Source organism: Rhodoferax bucti (assembly GCF_005876985.1).
GTDB lineage: Bacteria > Pseudomonadota > Gammaproteobacteria > Burkholderiales > Burkholderiaceae_C > Allorhodoferax > Allorhodoferax bucti.
In genome coordinates this window covers 133,980-155,618 of the sequence record NZ_VAHD01000003.1, presented here as the reverse complement: position 1 = coordinate 155,618, position 21,639 = coordinate 133,980, and the positions used below count along the sequence as shown (strand labels likewise).

The window sequence follows — 21,639 nt, the reverse complement described above, 5'->3', positions numbered from 1 at the left end:
CACCCACCAAGCCCTTAATGACATAACCATGGCGAACCCAAATTGTTCGCCCGCGAGATGCGCCGGATACCCAGTTCACCAGCCCTCGCCAACCCACAGGCCTGAAACGGCCTAACGAATTGATAACTGAGCCTCTCACATGATTACCTTAAAAAACGTCACCCTTCGCCGCAGCGCCAAGGTGCTTCTGGAAGGTGCTTCCGTCACCCTCAACCCCGGTGAAAAAGTCGGCTTGGTGGGGCGCAACGGTGCCGGCAAATCCTCACTGTTTGCGTTGCTCAACGGCAACTTGCATGAGGATGCGGGTGAGTACTACATCCCTGCCCAGTGGCGCATGGGCCAAGTCGCCCAGGACATGCCGGAAACCGAACAAGGCGCAACCGACTTCGTGGTCGAGGGCGATACCCAGCTGGGTGCTGCGCGCGCCGAAGTCACAGCCGCTGAGGCTACCGAGGACTACGAGCGCATGGCCAATGCCTACACGGCACTGCATGACGCGGGCGAATACGACGCCGCTGCCCGCGCACAGGCCTTGATTCTGGGCCTCGGCTTCAAAACTACAGAGCTGGACAAGCCGGTAAACAGCTTCTCCGGCGGCTGGCGTATGCGCTTGCAACTGGCCCGCGCCCTGATGTGCCCCAGCGACTTGCTGCTGCTCGACGAGCCCACTAACCACTTGGACTTGGACGCGCTGGTCTGGCTGGAGGCTTGGCTCAAAAAGTACGAAGGCACCATGGTGGTGATCAGCCACGACCGTGAGTTTCTCGATGCGGTGACCAACGTCACCTTGCACATCGACATGGGCAAGCTGGTCCGTTACGGCGGCAATTACAGCAAGTTCGAAGACATGCGCGCCGAGCAGATGGAGCTGCAACAAAACGCCTTCGCCAAGCAGCAGGACAAGATCGCCCACTTGCAGAAGTTCATTGCCCGCTTCAAGGCCAAGGCCAGCAAGGCCAAGCAGGCGCAGAGCCGGGTGAAGGCCTTGGACCGGATGGAGAAAATCGCCCCGCTGATGGCTGAGGCCGAATTCACTTTTGAGTTCAAGGAACCCGCCAACCTGCCCAACCCCATGCTGTCCATGCAGGGCGTGAGCTTTGGCTACCCTCCGCCGGAAGACGCGCCCAAAGGCACACCGCCCACCACCATCGTGCACAACGTCAGCAAATCAGTGCTGGCAGGCCAGCGCATTGGCATTTTGGGTGCCAACGGCCAAGGTAAATCGACGCTGGTGAAAACCGTGGCGCGCGACCTGGCACCGCTGGGTGGCGACGTGACCGAGGGCAAGGGCCTAAACATCGGCTACTTCGCGCAGCAGGAGCTGGATGTGTTGCGGCCCGACGAGTCGCCGCTCGAGCACATGATCCGCCTCGTGCGCGAAATGACGGCAGCCGGCAAAATTGCGGGCCAGCAAACACGCGAGCAAGACCTGCGTAGCTTCCTAGGCACCTTCAACTTCAGTGGCGATATGGTGAAGCAAGCCGTAGGCAGCATGAGCGGCGGCGAGAAAGCGCGCTTAGTGCTGTGTATGATTGTCTGGCAGCGCCCCAACCTCTTGCTGCTGGACGAGCCTACCAACCACTTGGACTTGGCGACCCGCGAAGCCTTGGCCATGGCACTCAATGAATTTGAAGGCACCGTGATGCTCGTCAGCCACGACCGCGCGCTCCTGCGTTCGGTGTGTGACGAGTTCTGGATGGTGTCGCGCGGTGGCGTGGAGCCGTTTGATGGCGATCTGGATGACTACCAACGCTACCTGTTGGACGAAGCCAAGCGCCAACGCGAGTTGGTCAAAGAGGAAGCAAAAGCCCATGCAACCCAACAGGCGGCACCCGTAGTGGCAGCCCCGGCGCTCACAGTAAAAGCAGGCCCATCCTCCGACGCCATCAAAAAATGGAAGAAAGAACTCAGCGCAGTCGAAACCCGCATGGGCGTGCTGAATGCAGAAGGCGCTGAACTGGAGGCCAAGCTATCGACCAACCCACATCCCGCAGAGATCGCAGAAGCCGGCAAGCGCTTGAAAGCGGTCAACGCGGAACTGCAGACTTTGGAAGAACAATGGCTGGAACTGACCGCTTTGCTGGAATCGTAAGTCGCTAAGCTGCGGACAGCTTGCGACTACGGTTGCGAGCTGTTTGCGTGTTGCCTACAGAGGCAAAAATAAAAAACCCCGCTACCAATTTGATAGCGGGGTTTGCAGTATCTACGGTGAGTAGATGGTGGGAACTGAGAGATTCGAACTCTCGACCTACGGATTAAGAGTCCGCTGAAAATAGTATTCCGAACCATTCGGCATTGTTGCTAGAATCCATATAAATCAACGACTTGCAAGACTTTCGCGACAAAGAAGCAAACCGGATTATTGATTGATATTCCCCAAAATAGGGCAAAAGTGGCTACATGGTGGCTACATGGAGAGGAAAAGCGATGGCAAGGCCGAGAAAAGTAGACACGCCAGACCTAGGCGAGGCGAAAGACCTGACCGCTGGGTTAATCGAACGCCTGACCTGTCCGGCAGACAAAGCCCAGGTATTCCTACGAGACACTAAAGCCCTCGGCCTGCGCGTTCGTGCGACAGCCCTCAGCGCCAAGAACCCCAAAGGCGTAAAGGCATTCGTGTTTGAGGCGAAGTTGAACCGGCAGAATATCCGGCGCACCATCGGAGATGTGCGAGTGCTGGACATTGAAGCCGCCCGCACGGAAGCCCGCCGCCTTGCCGTGGTAATCCGAAGCGATGGCGACGACCCCCGCGAACTTGAGCGCCTGAAAGACGCCGCAAAAGCCGCTGCACTCGCTGCCAGTGCTGCCAAACTGGAAGCCGCCAAAGTGGCCGCTGTAACAGTGGGCGAAGTCTGGAGCGCCTACCTAGAGGAGCGCCGCCCGCATTGGGGCGAGCGCCACTACAAAGACCACCTGAACCTATCAAAAGCCGGGGGCAAGGTCATAAAGCGGGGAACTGATGGCCGGGGGGTGACCATTGATATGCCGCTCTACCCGCTTATGACCCTCCCACTGCGTGACCTGACCGCAAGCGTTATCGAGGCATGGGCCGCGCGCGAAGCCAAGACCCGCCCTACTTCTGCCCGGCTGGCGTGGCGCTGCCTGAAGGTGTTTCTAGGCTGGTGCTCAGAGCAGCCCGCATATGCCGGCCTGCTAACTGGCAACCCGGCCAAAACCAAGAAAACCCGCGAATCACTCGGAAAAGCTGGCGTTAAGTCTGACGTGTTGCAGCGCGCACAGCTAGCCGCATGGTTTGCCGCTGTGCAACAGATTCAAAACCCCGCCATTGCCGCCTACCTGCAAATCCTGTTACTGACCGGAGCAAGACCGGGCGAAGTGATGACACTGCGACGGGATGATGTGAACACCCAATGGAAGGGCATCGCCATACGGGACAAGGTAGAGGGCGCGCGGGAAATCCCTTTAACACCCTACGTGTCGCACCTACTGGCCAGCCTGCCAAAGCGCAATGAATGGGTGTTTGCCAGCCCCACCAGTGCGACAGGACACCTAACCGAGCCAACAACCCCACACGGCCGCGCCTGCAAGGTGGCGGGATTGGAGGGCCTAACCCTGCACGGCCTGCGGCGCTCCTTCAAATCCCTGTCAGAGTGGCTGGAAATACCCGCTGGCGTGGTTGCGCAACTCATGGGACACAAACCCAGCGCCACGGCTGAAAAGCACTACACAGTGAGGCCGCTGGAGCTACTGGCGATTCACCACAACCGCATAGAGGCTTGGATTTTGGAGCAGGCCGGGGTGAAGTTTGACGCCAAAGCAGAGCCGGGCAAGCTACGCGCAGTGGCTAGTTAATTGCAAAGCGTAACGCTACAAGATACAATCAATCATGATTAAGTCATTCGGCCACAAGGGGCTTCAAGCGTTCTTTGAACGGGGCACCAAAGCCGGCATCCGGCCTGACCATGCACCTAAGTTGTCTCGCTTGCTGGCGCGTCTGGATGTGGCTACAAGCGCCCCAGATATGAACGTGCCGGGCTGGAAGCTGCACCCGCTATCAGACGACCTGAAGGGCCATTGGGCCGTGTCGGTAAACGGTAACTGGCGAATGACGTTTACCTTTGAAGGCACAGACGCTGTGCTGGTTGATTACATGGATTACCACTAGGAGCACCACTATGACCCGTATGCATAACCCACCACACCCAGGCCTGACCCTGCGTGATGACGTGTTGCCCGCATTGGGGTTGGGTGTGACCCAGGCAGCAGAGCAACTAGGCGTATCCCGTGTGACCCTCTCGCGCACGTTGAATGGCCGTGCTGCCATCTCGCCTGATATGGCGCTACGCCTTGAGGCATGGCTGGGGGTCGAACGTGGTGGAGATGCTCGTGCATGGCTGGCGGAGCAATGCGCCTACGACGTGTGGCAGGCCGAACAGCGATTCAAGACCAGCCCCATGCGTGTGAAGCCAGCGCCTGAGCACGCCTAAGAGTTTTGCCCCTGTCTAGCCAGCGCTTAATTACCGCTGGCGAAAAGTCGGACACCTTCACCGGCAGGCAGGGGTTCCCAATGAAGCGACACCTTGAAGGGGTGGCAAAGTTGAATCACGACAACAGATTGCGCAAGCTCGCTTTACACGAGCTAAAAAGGTTTGTCTCACCGGAGCATTTCCTGCATCGACAAAACGACCCAGTAGCAGACCGGGAACTGGCAGAGCCGCTACTTAGAGACCATGTCGGATTGGATGTAACCCCGAGGGAGAGTGACGCAGCGTTAGCGCTGGCCGATTTAGCAACTTACCGAATTACGAGCCGCACCATTTGGGCGAAGTATCAGGGGCCTGTTACAACTTCAGACCTCAATAATGCAACAGAGCCGATATTCAATGAGCAGCGGGAGATATGGGGGCGGTATGAAGTTTTCCGCCAACACGCATACAGTTATGCCCGCGTTCTCAACGACGCGGAGTTGATAGAGCACTACGCAACACCTACCCCGGCCCCAGAGCAAGACAGAGCGGCGCACGTGGTTGATGTAGTACCCTCCGGGCCAGTGTTGGATGTGGTCGAACTAGAGGCTGTGAGTGTTGTCAAGACTGGGCCTAAATTCAGCATGACAAAGGCGTCAATGTTGGAGCAACACAAGCACCAATGGCGCACCATTGAACGCGATATGACCGATGCAAGCACAAACGGACTTGATGCCGCAAAAGCCGGAAAAAGGGGGTGGGATGAAAATGCAGCACTAGCGTGGGCAAGAGCAAACAACAAACTCTTAAATCCTGCGAAGCCGGCTGGCGCATTGCTGCATGCAATAAACAGCATGAGCAACCTGCCAAGCCGAAAACACACGCTAGAAGGCTGATTCTCCGGACTTTGTACGGAAGTTCTCCGGGCTATCTCCGCTGTTTCTCCGCTGCGCTGATATGCACAGAATGAGTTTCCATGCATCACTATTCAGTGGTGTTTTGGAGAACCAATCTTGCAAACCGAAACTCACCATAGCGCGCAAACAGCGCAAAAATTCACCGCGCCATACCCTCCGCTGGAACTGGTGAACAAACCAAACCTCACGACCGCTGAGACTGCCTATTACCTAAACCGTAGCCCGCAAACCTTAAGAGTATGGGCTTGCCGAAGCGGTACAGGCCCAATGGCTCCTAGCCGCATTGGTGGCCTGCTGGCATGGTCTACGGCAACCGTAAAGGCATTAGCCGGGGTAGCAGCATGAAAGCCGCATTCAACCGGCTTGCGCTGTCTATCTGGTGCGCTGCACCTTCCCAATGGGTCAAGTTGTGGAGGGCTGAGAAATGAAAACGCCCGGCCCCACAAATGCAGAACCGAGCGCCCCAAACAGACGCGAGTTTACAGGTACAGACAATCCGCGCCACCTGCGCGCCATTCATGCCCTATTGCAACGCCCGCGCCGCCGTGAAGATGTGGACGCTATAGCGGGTTGCTCAAATGGCCCTGAGCTGATTGCAGAACTTCGCCGCCGGGGACTGGGAAAAGAGCACCTGCCCTGCGAGCGCGTGCACTTTATCGATAGAGATGGAAAACCATGCCGCCCCGGTGTGTACAGCTTCACCGCCAAAGGTCGCCGTATGGTCTATGCGTGGCTTGCGCGCACTCAGACGGGCGGTACAACATGAGCGCCGCCGCCTTCCTGAGAATCAAGAAGCTCAAAGGCGGCGGCATCATCACTGCGGCTGCGCGTCATAACAGGCGCGAGATTCAGGCGGAAATGGGCGCGGTGGGCTCGATTGACCCGACACGCTCCCGGCTGAATGAATCCCTTTGCGGGCCGCCTGCCGCTGCTGATGTGGGTCAACTGGCCAAAGACCTGATGACTGCCGCAGGCGTAAGCAAGCTGCGAAAAGATGCGGTGCAAGGGCTGGAGGTTGTGTTTAGCCTACCGCCCGGCCATGCTGTGGATGACCGCGCATATTTCACTGCCTGCGCCGATTGGGCCGCTAGTGCCTTTGGGGGGCATCAAAACGTCCTGAGCGTCGATATTCACAGGGATGAGGCGCAACCGCATTGCCATATCCTGCTGCTGCCCTTGGTTGATGGCCGCATGGCTGGCTCGGACCTCATTGGAGGCAAGCAAAAACTGGCTGCACTGCAAAAGGACTTTCATGCAAAGGTGGCCGGGCTCTACGGCTTCACCAAAGCGCCCGCAAAGCTACTGGGGACCACAAAGCAGGCTGCGGTAAAGGCAGTGCTTCAAAAGCTGCGCGAGACGTCTGACAGCGTATTGCTGAGCGCCGCATGGCCCGCCATACGGGAGGCCATCGAAAGCAACCCCGCGCCCTACCTGCTGGCGCTCGGAATTGAATTGCCGACAGTGAAGAAGCCAGCCCGGACCATGGAGCAAATTTTCACATCCAAAGGCAAAGGCCCGGCGCGAGAAACTGCAAACCCTATAGGGTTCACACCTCAAGAAAAAGAGCAAACCCTATGCTCTGTAGGGTTCGCAGAAAAAACACCGCTCCCTGCTGCCCGTTTACCGCTCGGTCCACCACCACCCGACACGCACTCACACACGCCGGAGAGTGACGCCATTGAAACGATAAGAGTGCGAGACAGCGAGCTTGACCCGACGCACTTCGACCCAGACACCGGCGAATACTTCACGCCACCACCACCACCACCGGCAAGACATCAAAAGCAGGCGGCTAACGAGTGGGTAAGGCAGGCGCTGGCCAAACAGACACCGCGCCCACTCCCAAACTTCACGCACTAGGACACACACATGCAACAGCTTATGCACTACCACTTCACCGCAAGCCACATCACCGACGCCCACGGCCCCGCAATCATGCTGGAGCAACAGGAAGGGATAGAGGACACCATGAGCATCATGGTTCACCCGTGGCAACTGCGCGCCGCTTGTGAGCATCTTGGAATCATTGCCACTGACCAACAGGCAGAACGCACCATTGCCACACTGACCCGCCGCATCAAGACACTGGCAGAAAGAATCGAGCGCCTAGCCGAGTACCTGGAGACGCACAGCGACACCCGCCATGCGGACCTAAGCCATGAGCAGACCTATGCACGGGCAACCGCTGACATTGCCGCGGAGTTCATTGCAGAGATGGACGCCCCTACAGTCGACGACAGCCAGCCAGAGCCAAAAGGACACAGCAAGGCCCCCACCGCCCCACGCGCGACCACGCAAGGCCAGAGGGGGCAAGACGCAAACCAACTGAGCCTAGAGGCTTAGCCCATGGTTAACAGCCTGTTAACGCCTTGCAACCCAAAAGGCAGGCGTTAACTTACGAACTCCTACGCATGAAAATCACTTTTCTGGACATTGAACGGGCCTACAAGCGCGCAGTCTATGGCGAGTCGGTGCGGTCGATAGCGATAGGCATGGGCGTAACTGAGGGGGCATTGCGGTATCACTTCAGTAAGGGCCTACAGCCCAAAGAGTTACGGGGACTGGCTTTTGAGCTATTCCATGCAGAGCAGCTACTGGAGAACTTGGACGAAGCCGAGCGCAGGCAATGCAAAGCACTTGCAGCAAAGAAGGTGCAACCAAAGGCACTACGCCAGCCCCAGGCAAAGTAAACGTGAGCGCGCCGGGCATGTCCCCAAAGCTGGGGCGGTGTCCGCGAAACTGCGGATACGGTGGATACCGGATACCCTGCGCATGGATACCGAGGCGCGCAGCTCGCGTTCCGAAGGGGGTAATCAATGTGATGGTTCCTTTGAGATTGGAACCGAGGCGCGCAGTCCGCGTTTGAAAAGCCACCTAAGAGCCAGGTCCACCTTCAATCCAGAGCTAAGGGTACGCAGAGTACGCAACGAGGTACGCGCAGAGTGCCCCTACTTGAGAAAACAAAGGGGCGCGCACTTTGGCCCCTACTAGGTCCGCATTCAGTAGCTGAGCATGAAAAGGGGGTGGATTTTGAATCCGACCCTTTGACCGCTAGCCATTCAATCTAATCGAGCCCCCGCCGTTGGGGCTTTTGTCGTTTTGGGGCTGGTGCTATCGGTGCAATTTGCCTGTACCGGTGGCTACATGGTGGCTACATGAAGCATTCAGACGACACAAAGAAAAAAGCCTGCTACCGATTTGATAGCAGGCTTTCCAGCGCCCATGAGGGCTAGCTTGGTGGGAACTGAGAGATTCGAACTCTCGACCTACGGATTAAGAGTCCGCTGCTCTACCAGCTGAGCTAAATTCCCAAATAAATGGTGGGACCAGCGGGGGTCGAACCCACGACAAACGGATTAAAAGTCCGCTGCTCTACCAACTGAGCTATGGTCCCGACAAGGCTTAACAACTTCTTATTGAACCCTGCGAAGCCTCAAATTATAGCGTCTTTTTTTGAGGCTAAATGGTTGGAGGCAGATAATTTATCAATCACCCATCCCGCTGCACACATTCCGAAGGTGGCAGTGACGCTCACCATCGAGCCGTAGCCGTGACAGTTCAGCGAACCATCGCCTTCCACCGCGCAAGATGCGTCGGGCCCCTGCACGGCTTCCTTGCTGTACACACAATGAACATGGATTTTTTTGCCATCTTTGGGTGCTGCGTGCTCTTTGCGCAATCGATAACGCAACTGGGCCAACAAGGGATCGTGCGTGCATTGGCTCAGATCTGTAATATCGACCAAGTGTGCCAAGCGCTTTCCGCCAGCGGCCCCTACCGAAATAAACGGCACCTTCATACGTCGCGCCCAAGCTGCCATTGCAACCTTGGCTTTGACCTGATCACAAGCGTCGATCACCGCATCCACATGCCCGCCCAAGACCGTTGGCCAGTTTTCCACCGAGACAAAATCATCGACGATATGCACTTTGCATTCCGGATTGATTTCCGCAATCCGCTCGCGCATTGCCTCAATTTTGGCTTTTCCGAGAGTGCTAGTCAGCGCGTGCAGCTGACGGTTGATATTGGACTCAGAAACATGGTCCATGTCTATCAAGGTCAAGGCTCCAACACCACTACGCGCCAGCGCTTCAGCAGACCAAGACCCTACACCACCAATGCCAATGACCGCAACATGGCAGGACCGAACACGCTGCGCTGGCTCGACCCCAAGCAAACGATCCATGCCGGAAAAACGGCGCGACACATCCACCGGGGCCGATTCAGCGTAAACCGAACTCATCACTTCAAGCGGGACAGGCGATCTTTGGCAGCACCGGCCGCCTCAGAAGCGGGGTAACTGGACAAAAGTTCTTCCAACGTTTTTTTGGCGGCCTTGTTTTCCTTCAACTCCAACTGACAGTTGGCCAAGGCCAGTAGCGCCTCAGGGGCACGGACGTGATCCGATGCCTGTTGAACCAGCGCTCTGAAGTTGGCCTGAGCATCCTTGTAGTCCTTCTGGGCGTACTGCGCGCTTCCCAACCAGAACAAAGCAGAGGGCCGGTAACCGGATCCGGTGTAACGATTCAAGAAGTCCAGAAAAACCACTTGGGCATTGGAGAAGTCACCCTTGCGGAACACGGCCAATGCCGCTTCGAAATCCCGCTTTTCGGCCGGCTCAGCCAGAAACTCTCGACCATCTACCATCACTTTCGATGGTTCAAATTTACGGAGCCGATCGTCAAAAGCCTGGGTTGCGTCTTTTTGCTTGCGTTGAGAGTCCGCAAGATCCCGGGCCAATTGCTCCACTTGCCCCCGCAACTTGGCCGACTCTGCGCGGTTAGCTTCCAGTTGATTCTGGAGCTCAACCAAAGAGCGACGCAACTGCGTGGAGTCTTCTGCGTTACGCCGCGCCTCGTCCGCCAATTTTTGGTCAGATTCCGTGCGCAGCGTTTCAATTTTTTGTCGCAAATCGAGAATGGCGCGTCGCGCCTCTTCGTCATCAAACAAACCCGCAGACGCCTGCCCTGCACATAAGCAAAGCAGGAGTGCCAAAGGCACAGTCCGAGTGACGAAATGCATCGAGAGCAAGCGCATGATTAGCGGTAACTGAACTCGGCGCGGCGATTTTTCTCGAGCGCAGACTCAGAATTACCCAGCACAGCAGGCTTTTCCTTGCCGTAGCTAATGGCTTCCATTTGTGCGTCGGAAACGCCCTGTACCTGCAATGCTTTGCGTACGGCCTCGGCACGCTTTTGGCCCAGTGCCAAGTTGTACTCACGACCACCGCGCTCGTCGGTGTGACCTTCGATGTTGACCTTGCGGGATTTGTCTGCCTTCAGGTACTTGGCGTGGGCCTCAATCGTGGACTGGAACTCCGAGCGAATAACAAAGCTGTCGTAGTCAAAATACACGGTTTTCAACGCAGCGCTGAGAGCTGGATCTTGGGCGTTTTTATCCAAGGCCACGGAGGTGACATTGCTCTTGGCAACGCCAGAACCGTCGCCCGCATTGCCAGTAGCACCACTGCCTGACACGGCTTGACCGGCTTTGTCTTCCACCGGTACGTTATCCAGCTTAACGGCAGAGCCGCAGGCGCTCAAAATAGCCGCGACAGACATAATCAATACCAATTTCTTCATTTTCAAACTCCAAGTTAATTAGAAAAATTCATTTTTGAACCGGGCCCCAGTCGGGCTCCCGAATATCGCCACTTTGACCCGCCAGCCGTGCTTTGATGCGGCCATCCAATGTCGTGGTCATGAGAGCCTCTCTGCCTTGCAAGAGGGTGGCGTAAATCACGAGGCGGCTGTTCGGTGAAAAGCTGGGGTTCTCATCGGCAGTGGTTTCGGTGATCGCAGATACGTTACCCGTCGCAATATCCATCACATGCAGCTTGAACGCACCGTTTACACGGGAAACATAGGCCAACCACTTGCCATCCGGGCTCAATGCAGGAGAGATGTTGTAACTGCCGGAGAAAGTGACCCGTTCGGCATTCGCTCCACTCGCAGACACCCGATAAATTTGAGGTGAGCCACCGCGATCGCTTACAAAATAGATAGTCCGCCCGTCTGGGGTGTACACCGGCTCGGTATCGATGGCAGACGACTGCATCAAGCGCTTGGGTTCGCCGCCATTCGCATCCATGACATACAGCTGCGAGCCCCCGTCACGGCTGAGGGTCAGCGCGATGGAGCGCCCATCTGGCGACCACGTGGGAGCGCTGTTAGAACCCTTGAAACTAGCGACCAATCGGCGGCGGCCACTAGCCACATCGTGAACATACACCACGGGCTTTCTGGCTTCAAAAGAAACGTAGGCCAACTGGTTGCCATTGGGCGCCCACGAGGGGGAAATGATGGGCTCAGGGCTGCTTAGGGCGCTTTGCGCATTTTCACCATCGGCGTCTGCCACCCACAAGTTGTAGGAGCTGCCGGCCTTAGTCACATAAGAAATACGCGTTGAAAAAACGCCTTTGTCCCCCGTCAAACGTTCGTAGACGAAGTCTGCGATGCGGTGGGCCGCCAAACGCAGATCACCGGCTAATACCGCATGGCTTTGCCCGCCCAAATCCTGATTGCGCACGCTGTCCCACAAGCGGAAACGCACGTCAAAACGACCATCAGCGAGTCGTGTCACGCTGCCCGCAATCAAGGCATCTGCGCCGCGCTGCCGAATCCCCGCCAGATCTGGACGGGACGACTCGTCAAGGCCCGCACCTGTGTCCAAAATCTTGAATTGCCCGCTTCGCTCCAAATCCGCTTGAACGATAGATGCCATTTTTTGAGGTGACTGCTCATCACCTCGGAGTGCAGAGAGTGCAATGGGAATTTGTGTCATCCCCACCCCAGAAACCTCAACACGGAATTGCGCTTGTGCACCTAATGCAGCGAATCCAAGTACACAGGAGATCAGTAAATTTTTCATCGTTTTGGGATTATCTCTTTCTATGGATGCGCACACCCTCGAATGCCAAACTTTGCCGATAGCCAAGGGTTGCTTGGATCTGCTTGCTGTGAATTCGTTCCCTCACTCGCTGCGCATTTTGATTTTCCATGTCGCGGCTGCTCTCACGGTGCCAGAGGTGGTAGACCTCTGTGGCGAAGAATCCATTCTTCCGGGTCAAACCCGCGTTGTGGAGCCTCAGCACAAAATCAGCGTCTTCATGACCCCAGCCAACGAAAGTCTCGTCGAAGCCGTTGATGTCAACGTAGTCACTCTTCCAAAGCGACATATTGCAGCTGCGGATACCTTTCCACTTGAAATCAGGCTGGCGGCGTAAGGAAATGTCCGGCAGACGCATCCACCCCACCCATTTACTACATTGTTTGCGGATCCGCCGCATCAACCATGTCGCCGGAGATTGATGGACCAAATCCACCCGCCCAGACAACGCCTCATGCGTGAAGGCTTCGGTTAAAAGGACCCTGCTACCGTTGATGAAGCAGCGAGGTTCTGCCAGCAAGCGGTGCCGCGCCACAAAATCAACATCGGGCACACAGTCACCGTCAAGCAAAATCAAGTAGGTGCCTGCGCTCGCAGCAACCCCGAGGTTACGCACCTTGGCAGCGGTAAAGCCCACGTCTGGGTGCCAAACATGGGTGATGGGGAAATGCAGTGATTGTTGGGCCGATTGCACTTGCGTTACATGTGCGTCTGTAGATCCGTCGTCAGCGACCACCACCTCAAAATTGGTATCCGTTTGCTGCTCTAGAGCCCTTAATACGCACTTCAGGGCATCGCTCCTGTTATAGGTCGTAATGACAATGGAAATCAGCGCGGTGGTTGGCATTTTCGAATAGACTAAGCCGCCTTTGAACTAGCTGTTCTGCAACGGAGGGGGCCTCGGCTTGGCCGGGGACCAAAAACCGGCCGAATGTTATCACTCCATGCCCACTATTTCCGTCTACATCATTGCCTACAACGAAGTCGAAAAGGTGCGTTCAGCAATTGAGAGCGTATCGTGGGCAGATGAAATCATCCTCGTGGATTCGTACAGCACGGATGGCACTTCGGAATTGGCCACTCAATTGGGCGCCAAAGTGGTGCAAGTAGATTTCAAAGGCTTTGGTGATTTGCGAAATCAAGCGTTAGCCGCTTGCACTCACGACTGGATCTTCAGCCTGGATGCTGACGAGAGATGTACGCCCGAGGTGGCACGAGAAATTCAAGATCTTGTTGCTCGAGGTGAACTAGACGCTTACCACACGCCTAGACGCAACTTCTTTATGGGACGTTGGATAAAACATTCCGGCTGGTACCCCAATTACCGTCAGCCTCAGCTGTTTCGGCGAGGAGCCATGAGCTACGATTTCAAGCCTGTGCACGAAGGCTATGTACTGCATTCACCCAAACCGATTGGGCATATGCAGTCTGCCATATGGCAATTTCCATTCAAGAACATGGCCGAAGTTATGCACAAGGCCAACCGATACTCCACCTTGGGTGCTGAGAAAATCAAACACAAGAAAATTTCAATGTGGACAGCGCTGATTCATGCAAAGTGGGCGTTCTGGAAGCACTACCTTTTTAAACTCGGCTTTTTGGATGGTTGGGCGGGGTTGGTGATTGCCGTGGGCAATTTTGAGGGTACCTTTTACCGTTATGTAAAGGCTTTGGAGATCCAAAAGGGTGAGGCTTGGCGCTCACCTACCAAGCCATCATTGCCTGAACATGACCAAAGCTGACCGCGCGCTGTACCTGCGATTACTAGGTTTCCTGCGTCCTTATTGGAAAGCCCTCACCATCGCCGTCATTTGCATGGTGTGCACTGCTGCCACCGAGCCGGTGTTTCCGGCGATCATGAAGCATCTGCTGGACAGCGGGTTTCGCACCACGGAAGAACGCATGGTTTTGCTGATTCCCGCGAGTATCGTGCTGCTATTTCTCGCTCGTGGAGTATTGTCCTTCGTGACCAATTACCTGATGACGTGGGTTTCCACGCGTTTGGTGGTGGATTTGCGACGCGCAGTCTTCGACAAACTACTCGGTGCCCCAACACAGTCATTCCAAACACAACCTGCGTCGTACTGGATTACGCGCATCCACAATGATGTGGACGGGATAAACCAAGCAGCCACCAATGTGCTCATCACTGCAGTGCGTGAGTCACTTACTGCTGTGGCGTTGTTGTCTTACCTGCTCTACTTAGACTGGAAGCTAACTCTGATCACACTCACTGTGGGGCCCGTGATTGCTGTTTTGATACAGAGCTTTGGCCACCGCATACGCAAGGCGAGCAGAGCTAGCTTGGAGTCACTGCGAGCGGTAGCCCATACCGTCGAAGAGACTACTGCAGCTAATAAAGTCATCAAAATCTACGGCGCTCAAGGGCAACAGAAAGAGCGCTTCCATAATGTCACTGAAAGCTTTCGCCGTAGCATGATGAAAGAGGCAGTACCCGCCTCCGCTCTCACGCCGATCACCCACATGACAGCCTCTATCGCGATTGCATTCATCATCTACATGGCGCTCAGCCGCTCCATGGGGCAGGCGGGAGATACTGCGGGTGGGTTCGTTTCCTTCATCACCGCTATGCTATTGCTGATCTCGCCGATCAAACAGCTCACTACTATCAGTCCTATTTTGCAGCGTGGCTTGGCTGCTTGCGAAAGCGTATTTGGGGTGTTGGATGCACCGGTGGAAGCCGACGAAGGTCAGGCGCGTTTACCGAACTGTAAGGGTGACATTCGCTTCGAAAACGTAAGCTTCCGCTATCCCGGCAACGACAAGTTGGCTTTACACAATATCAACCTGCAGATACAACCCGGCCAGACCATCGCCCTGGTGGGCGCATCTGGCGGCGGAAAAAGTACGGTGGCTGCTCTGATTCCCCGTTTTTACAAACCAGACTCTGGCCACATCACCGTGGACGGTATCGACATCGCCACACTTGCACTGTCCAACCTGCGCGAGCACATCGCATTGGTCAGTCAGGATATCGTTCTGCTCAATGACAGTATTCGTGCCAATATCGCCTTCGGCCAGTCGCTTAATGCCGATGACTCCAAAGTACAGGAAGCTGCCGTTGCGGCCCATGCTTGGGAATTTATTTGCCAACTACCCCAAGGGCTCGACACACTGACGGGGGAAAATGGCACGGCACTATCAGGTGGTCAGCGACAGCGCATTGCGATTGCGCGTGCCTTGCTCAAGGATGCGCCCATTCTCATCCTCGACGAGGCCACCTCGGCCCTGGATACCGAGTCAGAGCGCGTGGTGCAGGATGCCTTGGCCACCCTCATGCGTAACCGAACGACCTTGGTAATTGCGCATCGACTGAGCACTATTGAGCGGGCAGACCTGATCGTGGTATTGGATCAAGGGCGTATCGTGGAGTCTGGCAATCATGCGACCCTGATTCAACGCAATGGCTACTACGCCAACCTCCAGAGATTGCAGACATGAAAATACCCATCCTAATGTACCACCAGATCGACGAGCCGCCGCCGCGTGGTACGGCACTGCGCGGACTCATCGTGGCGCCCTCCTCGTTTGGCTGGCAAATGCGCATGCTGCGCCTGATGGGCTACAAAGGCCTGTCCATGCGCGATCTGGAACCCTATCTGCACGGAGAGCAGCAAGGCAAGGTAGTGGGCATCACGTTTGACGATGGCTATCAGAACAACCTGGTTCACGCTCTGCCCTCCCTAAAAGCAAACGGCTTCACCGCAACTTGCTATGGAGTCAGCAGCATGGTCGGCGGTACCAATGCCTGGGACGCAGGGAAAGTGGCGCAGAAGCCACTGATGACACAGCAAGACTGGCTGGCCTGGCACGGGGCTGGTATGGACGTGGGCTCGCACACTCAGACGCATGCCAACCTAACGGAGCTGTCCGACGAAGCAGCACAGCGGCAGATCGTGCAGTCCAAGGACGAGTTGCAGCAGGTTTTGGGCGCCGAAGTCCGGCATTTTTGCTACCCCTATGGCTGGTTCAAACCCGAGCACGAGGAGATGGTTCGAGCTGCCGGCTACCTGACTGCCACGAGCACACGCCGGGGCCGTGTGCAAACGGGCGATAACCCTTTTGCGCTAAATCGCATCATGGTGGCGCGGGCTACCAACCCGTTGCAGTTCGCTGCAAAAATCACGACGCGATACGAAGACGCTAGACAATGAAACCCTTTGCGCTCTATTGCAAAAGTTATCGCGTGGATGTCAAACGGGCCAAACGTTTGGCTTTGACTATTGAAAAATACAACGCGGACGCTATTTCCTTCTATGTGTCATGCCCGCAAGCGGACATTCCCCTGTTTCAGGAATACCTTTCCGGGATTACGGTCACCCTGATTGCTGACGAAGACATCATCCTGAGCAACCCTTCACACACGCTCGACATCGTCAATAGAATACCCGGCCATCTCTCGCAGCAAATCGTCAAGTCCGAATTCTGGCGCCTGGGCCACAGTCAGGCCTACTTATGCTTGGATTCAGACTGCCAATTCATCCGCCCCTTTCATCAGCGTGAGTTCTTGAATGCACATGGCGTGCCCTACACCGTCATCGACGAATGCCGGGATATACTCATTCCCGCCGCGATGGCGCGCAAACAAAAGGTCATAGATAACTTTCGCAGGGAGTCGATCCAGGTTCAACAAGAAATTGGGCGAGATGGCAAGTTTTATAATTTCGGTCCAAACTGTCCTGTATGGCATCGTGATGTATGGAGTAGTCTGGAAGAGAATTTCCTCAAGCCCCGCCAAATGAACTTTGCCGAGCTGATTGTGCAGCACCCAATCGAAATGCGCTGGTATGGTGAGGCGCTGCTGAAGTACCGCGCTATTCCACTCCTACCATCGCAGCCATTTTTCAAGATGTACGCCTACGCTTGGCAACTGCGCAAGGATCGTTCTGATGGCCTCAACGAAACCGACCTCGCACAGTTTTATTGCGGCGTGACCTACCAATCTGCGTGGGAGCGCGAAATGGATTGGCCCAGCGAGGGCGGCCATCTGGCGTCCAGACTAGGGCGTAGGTTACGCCGTGCCCTAGGTCGTACCTAAGCCGCTCAAAACTATGGTTAACACAAAGATCTCCGGAGCTGTGCTCGTATTTGCTGCCGCCGTCCTGTTAGCAATATGGCCTCTGCCCAACACAATGGGACTACGCCATCTTATGCTGCTCATCGGCTCCTTAGCTTCTCTACTCATCTTGGGCAAGCACCTTCAGCAACTGAAGACGCTGCAGGCATGGCCTGTCCACGTGCTGTTTTCATTTTTTCTCTGGCTTGCTTTTCATATTTTGTTTCTTGCTGGCAACCATGAAGAGCAATGGCGCGAATTAACCGGTGACTGGCTGCGCAACAGCCTGGCGGCCTGCATGGGGCTGGCCTTGGGCATCCTGGTTCGCAACCCCGCACAACACCTATCCCTTCGTTTGCAGCGAATCCACCAGTCCGTGCTAATTTGGGGCCTCGCGGGAACCACTGTAATTTTCTGCGTCCGCTACGCCTACGAGATTGCGCAAACAGGACAATGGGTGCACACCAACTTCTACATGACCCCCTACTTGGGTAAGACACCACTGGTCATTTTTGGCAGCATCTTGCTCCCCGTGATGTTCATCAAGGCTTTGTCTGCCCTGCAAAGAACGGAGCGCCCGATCTGGTATCTATACAGCTTTGCTGGGCTGATAGCAACCGTACTGATGTACTACTTCGCCAACACCAAGAATGGGTTTGCCATGTTCGCTTTGTTGATGGGTGGATTCCTCATTTCGGTATTACTGCGTCGCACCCATTTCAAGATGCACCGAATAGGTCTTGCTACATCAATAATGCTAGGTTTCTTGGTCTTTGGTTACGCGGCCAGTAAACACATTGAAACCAACCCTGCGTGGTCAAACTTGGTTTCAGATTACAAGATTAGCATCCAGATCGACCAACACAACAACTGGAAAGACAATACATCACCGTTCCCAAACAATGAAAATGGCACTATGGTAGACGTCAGCACCTACCAAAGAGTGTCTTGGGCGCGGGCGGGGCTGGAGCTGCTAAAAGATCATCCACTGGGATACGGACTCATCAAACACTCTTTTGGTGCGCTTGCAATCCAAAAGTGGAGTGACTTCCACAAACCCGATGGAAACAACCGAGGAGCCACACACAGCGGCTGGCTTGACTTCGCGCTTGCCTTTGGAATACCCGGGCTATTGCTGGTCTGGATTCCCTTGATCGCCAGTTACCTTCGAGCAAAAAAGCACACCGATTTCTGGAGTAACTATATAGTTTGGACTATCCCGCTGATCGCCATTAGTTATCTCACCACCGAAGTATGCACAGGCCACTTCATTGAACTGCTGTTCTTCCTGACAGCCCTGTTCAGCGGTCTGACTCTCCCAAACGATCGCGAAACCAGCGACGCAAACGCCGACTGAATTTGAAGTCCTTGGCCTCATGGTCGGAGTACAGCCGAGTGGGGATACTTTCCTCCAAATTGAAGTTGGGCGTTTTGTGTTGCTCAAGTTGCGGATAGAGTTTTTCCAACTCGGCAAAGATGTTGTACTCATACAGGATCCGGCGCTTGGCCTCTTGTCGCAGCTCAGAACTGGAACGGTCTAGCTCGCTGCGCAACACCTCGCGGATGGTGTCTATGGCTTGCTGCGGCTTGTCCAGGTCAATACGTGCGTAACTGCCATCCGGAAAATAGTCATCCAAATTAGGACATCCGCTGTATATGGGAAAGCACCCACGCAGAAAAGGGTCTGCCAGCTTCTCCGTCCAATAATCCCGATGCACCGAATTCTCCAGGGCGATATGGAAGCGATATTCGGACAGTGCCTCATCTTTGTCGGCCATGGTCCTGGTACCCCGACCAAAAAAATCGATCTGCCCTCCGAACTCCTGTTTTAACTGCTCAACAAATTCGATTCTCAAACGATGCCCTCGTGTTACTGCATTGCTGGAGCAAACAACAGAACACAGCTTAGTCTTGACTGGATTGCCGGCTTCAAAATCTGAAAACTTCAACATCGATCGAAAACGCTCTGCCTCACTCTGAAAACGAACACCGGCAAACCAGTTGATCCCTGGTTGCATGAGAACTGCACCTGGATGTTGCGTTCCACGTTGCGTCGTGATCACGGTCCCAAACTGCTCCAGAAACCGAGCTTGGTAACGGTGAAAGCTCTCCGGTTCGCCGGCCACAAAGATACGGCGGCTGCGGGGAACCGAGGTCAGCAGCGAGACGTCCGGCCAGGCGGAATAGACCACCAACCAGTCATACCCCCCCGTACAATCGGTAGCGAATGTATACGCGCTCTGCGCCCAGACGCCGCCCTTTTCCCGCAATTGCCTGCCCCAAGGCCAAGCGCCGCCTGACTCATCGACGAACAGCACCTTACGTTTTTTCATTGTTATGTCGCCAGTTTTTTCCATTGTGCTCTGCACCTACAACGCCCAAACCTATCTTGATGAATGCATCCAGAGCCTGCTAAAACAGACCTATACAGATTTCGAGTTGATTATCGTAGACGATGGATCGCGCGATGGCACCTTAGCCTACTTGAATGCGCTGACCGATCCGCGTGTGTACATCATTCCTCTTGAAAAGAACCACGGCTTGATTTTTGCCCGCAACAAGGGTTTTGACGAAGCCAAGGGGCGTTTCATCGCCATCATGGACGCAGATGATATTGCGCACCCCTGCCGACTGGAGGAACAGCTCAAAGTGCTGCAGAGCGGTGAGGTCGATGTATGTGGCTCGTTTCATATTTCGCTGGACAGCCAAAGTGGCAAACGGCGAGCGCAGCGATCCGCCACCTCCAACAGCGACATTCGGGCACTGCTGAGCATTTACTGCCCCTTGTGCAACCCCAGCACCAGCATCCGCACAGACATACTGCGACAACATCGCTACGACACCGCCTACCTCCATGCAGAAGACTACGGCCTATGGTGCGATATCGCTGCCCATGGCGGCAGGTTTCGCAACATAGAACAACATTTGCTCACCTACCGCCTGCATCCAAGCCAAATCAGTGTGGTGAAGAAAGAAACTGCCAACAACTCCTTCAAGGCAATCCAAACCCGCTACGTACAGGCTATTACCGGGCAAAGCATCGTGCCCCAATCCATGCCCGTGGCCCGGAGGTGGAAGCAGGCAACCGCCTTTATGCGAACCATCAACCGTCGAATACCGGGAATCTCGTTTCGAGCCAACTATGAGTTGTATGCTGAATTCCAGTACCGACGCAACGGCTGGCTCACACTCACCACGCGCTTGGAACGCGCAGTGATGGCATGGTGGGCCACACAGCTGGGACGTCGCACCAAGCCTAGTATCGCAGGCCAGCCCAAGAGCTAAACCGGTAGACTCAGTTCCATGGTCAGGCGTGCAATCTCTGCCAGCGCCTGTTCGTCGATATCATCGCCCAACTCAAACACACGGCAAGCCCCTCGGTAAGAATGCCACATGCGTGGTACGAACTTGGTGTGCTCACCAAGCATGCCAGCCAGATGGGTCATTCCGCTTTTGGACCCCACCAAGATGTCGGCACCGACCAGCACGCGGAAAGATGGGACAAAAGGACTGTCAATTAACTCGACAATCTTGCACCGGTCTGCCGGAAGGACATTGCTCCAGTCCACGGCCTGCCCTTTCTCGGAACAGTAGCGGCCGTCCAAGCCTTCGCTCACTATGTACACCACGACAGGTCGCTCACCACTCGCATCCAGAACTCTCTCAAGAATTCGCTGGTACCAGACATCGGGGAGCATGCGCTTGGACAAATCGTCAAACTGGCGCCCCGGCAACAGATCCCCGCGCCGGATATGCACAGCAACCTTCAGTGTATGAGGTATGCTGGGCACATACTGGGCAGGGAACTGGCCGCTGCCTGCGGCGTCATAACAGCGCCTGAACCAAGCCTTGCTGGCTTGGTACTCGAAATCGCCAATCCGCTTGTCCGGTAAACGGAAGACCACCCCGTCCTCTGGATGGGACCGAATGACCGCGTCCACAGCACGATACACGTCGTCATCCTCTTGGGCATTGGACGGGATGCTGATCGCTGCCTCGGGAAGCTGGACTAGTTTGAGCTGCTTCTTTCGAAGCATGCGTTCTACCCCGTCTCGATCCCCGGTGAACTGCACAAAAGCAAACAGGGCATTGATATCGTTGCCGATATCGTGCGTTTCATACACCTGCCGCAGCGTCAGACGACGTATCCACTGACGCAGCCGCCAGCCCCATTGGCTCTTGCTGGATTTGCGAACCTGCGATTCGGCATAGGCGAAAGTCAGGCCGTGGCGAAGGCAAATCTTGATGGCGTTGTTCACATGACCCAGCGAGTGACCAATGCCCGCGTCCGGATTCTCGTAATCAACCAAGAAACGCCCTAGGCCACTCA

21 protein-coding genes and 2 tRNA genes are annotated in these 21,639 nt (G+C 55.5%); 14 read left to right on the top strand and 9 right to left on the bottom strand.

The features are described 5' to 3' along the window. The first annotated feature begins 139 nt into the window (after positions 1 to 139). From FDM28_RS11800 to FDM28_RS11755, 8 genes are all read left to right on the top strand, one after another. The gene (locus FDM28_RS11800) at positions 140 to 2,092 is read left to right on the top strand and encodes an ABC-F family ATP-binding cassette domain-containing protein (protein ID WP_138515383.1); all 1,953 of its coding nucleotides are present in this window, start codon (positions 140 to 142) and stop codon (positions 2,090 to 2,092) included. A gap of 335 nt (positions 2,093 to 2,427) precedes the next feature. Next, positions 2,428 to 3,813: a tyrosine-type recombinase/integrase gene (locus tag FDM28_RS11790; RefSeq protein ID WP_138515382.1), complete on the top strand. Its 1,386-nt coding sequence runs from the start codon at positions 2,428 to 2,430 to the stop codon at positions 3,811 to 3,813. Between the two features lie 34 nt (positions 3,814 to 3,847). Further along, entirely contained in the window at positions 3,848 to 4,126 is a 279-nt protein-coding gene (locus tag FDM28_RS11785; RefSeq protein WP_138515381.1) for a type II toxin-antitoxin system RelE/ParE family toxin, read from the top strand. Between the two features lie 10 nt (positions 4,127 to 4,136). Next, positions 4,137 to 4,448, top strand: a complete 312-nt coding sequence (locus FDM28_RS11780; RefSeq protein WP_138515380.1) for a HigA family addiction module antitoxin — start codon at positions 4,137 to 4,139, stop codon at positions 4,446 to 4,448. An 80-nt stretch (positions 4,449 to 4,528) separates the two neighbouring features. Continuing rightward, positions 4,529 to 5,323, top strand: a complete 795-nt coding sequence (locus tag FDM28_RS11775) for a hypothetical protein (RefSeq protein ID WP_138515379.1) — start codon at positions 4,529 to 4,531, stop codon at positions 5,321 to 5,323. A gap of 783 nt (positions 5,324 to 6,106) precedes the next feature. Then, complete coding sequence (locus tag FDM28_RS11765; protein WP_170211733.1) at positions 6,107 to 7,204, top strand: plasmid recombination protein; 1,098 nt, start codon at positions 6,107 to 6,109, stop codon at positions 7,202 to 7,204. Positions 7,205 to 7,213: 9 nt separating this feature from the next. Next, on the top strand, positions 7,214 to 7,687 hold the full coding sequence (locus FDM28_RS11760) for a hypothetical protein (protein ID WP_138515376.1): 474 nt from the start codon (positions 7,214 to 7,216) through the stop codon (positions 7,685 to 7,687). Positions 7,688 to 7,755: 68 nt separating this feature from the next. Continuing rightward, positions 7,756 to 8,034 carry a hypothetical protein gene (locus FDM28_RS11755; RefSeq protein WP_138515375.1) on the top strand — a complete coding sequence of 93 codons (279 nt, stop codon included), beginning with the start codon at positions 7,756 to 7,758 and terminating at the stop codon, positions 8,032 to 8,034. A 545-nt stretch (positions 8,035 to 8,579) separates the two neighbouring features. Here FDM28_RS11755 and FDM28_RS11750 read toward each other — a convergent pair. From FDM28_RS11750 to FDM28_RS11720, 7 genes are all read right to left on the bottom strand, one after another. Next, positions 8,580 to 8,655: transfer RNA gene (locus FDM28_RS11750), tRNA-Lys, on the bottom strand. Between the two features lie 7 nt (positions 8,656 to 8,662). Next, positions 8,663 to 8,738 (bottom strand) — tRNA-Lys (locus FDM28_RS11745). Between the two features lie 39 nt (positions 8,739 to 8,777). Continuing rightward, the gene (locus FDM28_RS11740; protein WP_138515374.1) at positions 8,778 to 9,587 is read right to left on the bottom strand and encodes a tRNA threonylcarbamoyladenosine dehydratase; all 810 of its coding nucleotides are present in this window, start codon (positions 9,585 to 9,587) and stop codon (positions 8,778 to 8,780) included. Further along, complete coding sequence (gene ybgF / locus FDM28_RS11735; RefSeq protein ID WP_138515373.1) at positions 9,587 to 10,381, bottom strand: tol-pal system protein YbgF; 795 nt, start codon at positions 10,379 to 10,381, stop codon at positions 9,587 to 9,589. The genes FDM28_RS11740 and ybgF overlap by 1 nt, the downstream gene beginning before the upstream one ends. Before the next feature lie 2 nt (positions 10,382 to 10,383). Beyond that, on the bottom strand, positions 10,384 to 10,926 hold the full coding sequence (pal, locus tag FDM28_RS11730; protein WP_138515372.1) for a peptidoglycan-associated lipoprotein Pal: 543 nt from the start codon (positions 10,924 to 10,926) through the stop codon (positions 10,384 to 10,386). 28 nt (positions 10,927 to 10,954) lie between these two features. Continuing rightward, the gene (gene tolB / locus FDM28_RS11725) at positions 10,955 to 12,214 is read right to left on the bottom strand and encodes a Tol-Pal system beta propeller repeat protein TolB (protein WP_138515371.1); all 1,260 of its coding nucleotides are present in this window, start codon (positions 12,212 to 12,214) and stop codon (positions 10,955 to 10,957) included. A 10-nt stretch (positions 12,215 to 12,224) separates the two neighbouring features. Continuing rightward, on the bottom strand, positions 12,225 to 13,079 hold the full coding sequence (locus FDM28_RS11720) for a glycosyltransferase family 2 protein (RefSeq protein WP_138515370.1): 855 nt from the start codon (positions 13,077 to 13,079) through the stop codon (positions 12,225 to 12,227). Between the two features lie 97 nt (positions 13,080 to 13,176). On the opposite strand from FDM28_RS11720, the gene FDM28_RS11715 reads away from it, so the two are divergent. The 5 genes from FDM28_RS11715 (at position 13,177) to FDM28_RS11695 (ending at position 18,666) form a co-directional block, all read left to right on the top strand. Beyond that, positions 13,177 to 13,974, top strand: a complete 798-nt coding sequence (locus FDM28_RS11715; RefSeq protein ID WP_138515369.1) for a glycosyltransferase family 2 protein — start codon at positions 13,177 to 13,179, stop codon at positions 13,972 to 13,974. Beyond that, positions 13,961 to 15,694: a lipid A export permease/ATP-binding protein MsbA gene (msbA, locus tag FDM28_RS11710; protein ID WP_206021963.1), complete on the top strand. Its 1,734-nt coding sequence runs from the start codon at positions 13,961 to 13,963 to the stop codon at positions 15,692 to 15,694. The genes FDM28_RS11715 and msbA overlap by 14 nt, the downstream gene beginning before the upstream one ends. After that, positions 15,691 to 16,407: a polysaccharide deacetylase family protein gene (locus FDM28_RS11705; RefSeq protein ID WP_138515368.1), complete on the top strand. Its 717-nt coding sequence runs from the start codon at positions 15,691 to 15,693 to the stop codon at positions 16,405 to 16,407. The genes msbA and FDM28_RS11705 overlap by 4 nt, the downstream gene beginning before the upstream one ends. Beyond that, positions 16,404 to 17,291: a DUF6492 family protein gene (locus FDM28_RS11700; RefSeq protein ID WP_138515367.1), complete on the top strand. Its 888-nt coding sequence runs from the start codon at positions 16,404 to 16,406 to the stop codon at positions 17,289 to 17,291. The genes FDM28_RS11705 and FDM28_RS11700 overlap by 4 nt, the downstream gene beginning before the upstream one ends. 112 nt (positions 17,292 to 17,403) lie before the next feature. Next, a complete protein-coding gene (locus FDM28_RS11695) occupies positions 17,404 to 18,666 on the top strand; it encodes an O-antigen ligase family protein (RefSeq protein ID WP_170211731.1) in 1,263 nt (420 codons plus the stop codon). Here the strand turns inward: FDM28_RS11695 and FDM28_RS11690 are convergent. Continuing rightward, entirely contained in the window at positions 18,611 to 19,642 is a 1,032-nt protein-coding gene (locus tag FDM28_RS11690; RefSeq protein ID WP_170211729.1) for a glycosyltransferase family 10 domain-containing protein, read from the bottom strand. The two genes, FDM28_RS11695 and FDM28_RS11690, sit on opposite strands and share 56 nt — an antisense overlap. Before the next feature lie 4 nt (positions 19,643 to 19,646). On the opposite strand from FDM28_RS11690, the gene FDM28_RS11685 reads away from it, so the two are divergent. After that, positions 19,647 to 20,594, top strand: coding sequence for a glycosyltransferase family 2 protein (locus FDM28_RS11685; protein ID WP_138515364.1), 948 nt, complete (start codon positions 19,647 to 19,649; stop codon positions 20,592 to 20,594). On the opposite strand, the gene FDM28_RS11680 is transcribed toward FDM28_RS11685, so the two are convergent. Next, on the bottom strand, positions 20,591 to 21,619 hold the full coding sequence (locus tag FDM28_RS11680; protein ID WP_138515363.1) for a hypothetical protein: 1,029 nt from the start codon (positions 21,617 to 21,619) through the stop codon (positions 20,591 to 20,593). The genes FDM28_RS11685 and FDM28_RS11680 overlap by 4 nt on opposite strands. Positions 21,620 to 21,639 lie beyond the last annotated feature (20 nt).

Excerpts from the sequence above, each read along its gene's own strand:
- pal (WP_138515372.1), bottom strand. The coding sequence starts at position 10,926 with ATGAAGAAATTGGTATTGATTATGTCTGTCGCGGCTATTTTGAGCGCC.
- FDM28_RS11775 (WP_138515379.1), top strand. The coding sequence starts at position 4,529 with ATGAAGCGACACCTTGAAGGGGTGGCAAAGTTGAATCACGACAACAGA.
- FDM28_RS11760 (WP_138515376.1), top strand. The coding sequence starts at position 7,214 with ATGCAACAGCTTATGCACTACCACTTCACCGCAAGCCACATCACCGAC.
- FDM28_RS11785 (WP_138515381.1), top strand. The coding sequence starts at position 3,848 with ATGATTAAGTCATTCGGCCACAAGGGGCTTCAAGCGTTCTTTGAACGG.
- ybgF (WP_138515373.1), bottom strand. The coding sequence starts at position 10,381 with ATGCGCTTGCTCTCGATGCATTTCGTCACTCGGACTGTGCCTTTGGCA.
- FDM28_RS11685 (WP_138515364.1), top strand. The coding sequence starts at position 19,647 with ATGTCGCCAGTTTTTTCCATTGTGCTCTGCACCTACAACGCCCAAACC.
- FDM28_RS11740 (WP_138515374.1), bottom strand. The coding sequence starts at position 9,587 with ATGAGTTCGGTTTACGCTGAATCGGCCCCGGTGGATGTGTCGCGCCGT.
- FDM28_RS11695 (WP_170211731.1), top strand. The coding sequence starts at position 17,404 with ATGCTGCTCATCGGCTCCTTAGCTTCTCTACTCATCTTGGGCAAGCAC.
- FDM28_RS11705 (WP_138515368.1), top strand. The coding sequence starts at position 15,691 with ATGAAAATACCCATCCTAATGTACCACCAGATCGACGAGCCGCCGCCG.
- FDM28_RS11720 (WP_138515370.1), bottom strand. The coding sequence starts at position 13,079 with ATGCCAACCACCGCGCTGATTTCCATTGTCATTACGACCTATAACAGG.
- msbA (WP_206021963.1), top strand. The coding sequence starts at position 13,961 with ATGACCAAAGCTGACCGCGCGCTGTACCTGCGATTACTAGGTTTCCTG.
- FDM28_RS11690 (WP_170211729.1), bottom strand. The coding sequence starts at position 19,642 with ATGAAAAAACGTAAGGTGCTGTTCGTCGATGAGTCAGGCGGCGCTTGG.
- FDM28_RS11765 (WP_170211733.1), top strand. The coding sequence starts at position 6,107 with ATGAGCGCCGCCGCCTTCCTGAGAATCAAGAAGCTCAAAGGCGGCGGC.
- FDM28_RS11715 (WP_138515369.1), top strand. The coding sequence starts at position 13,177 with ATGCCCACTATTTCCGTCTACATCATTGCCTACAACGAAGTCGAAAAG.
- FDM28_RS11800 (WP_138515383.1), top strand. The coding sequence starts at position 140 with ATGATTACCTTAAAAAACGTCACCCTTCGCCGCAGCGCCAAGGTGCTT.
- FDM28_RS11755 (WP_138515375.1), top strand. The coding sequence starts at position 7,756 with ATGAAAATCACTTTTCTGGACATTGAACGGGCCTACAAGCGCGCAGTC.
- FDM28_RS11790 (WP_138515382.1), top strand. The coding sequence starts at position 2,428 with ATGGCAAGGCCGAGAAAAGTAGACACGCCAGACCTAGGCGAGGCGAAA.
- FDM28_RS11700 (WP_138515367.1), top strand. The coding sequence starts at position 16,404 with ATGAAACCCTTTGCGCTCTATTGCAAAAGTTATCGCGTGGATGTCAAA.
- tolB (WP_138515371.1), bottom strand. The coding sequence starts at position 12,214 with ATGAAAAATTTACTGATCTCCTGTGTACTTGGATTCGCTGCATTAGGT.
- FDM28_RS11780 (WP_138515380.1), top strand. The coding sequence starts at position 4,137 with ATGACCCGTATGCATAACCCACCACACCCAGGCCTGACCCTGCGTGAT.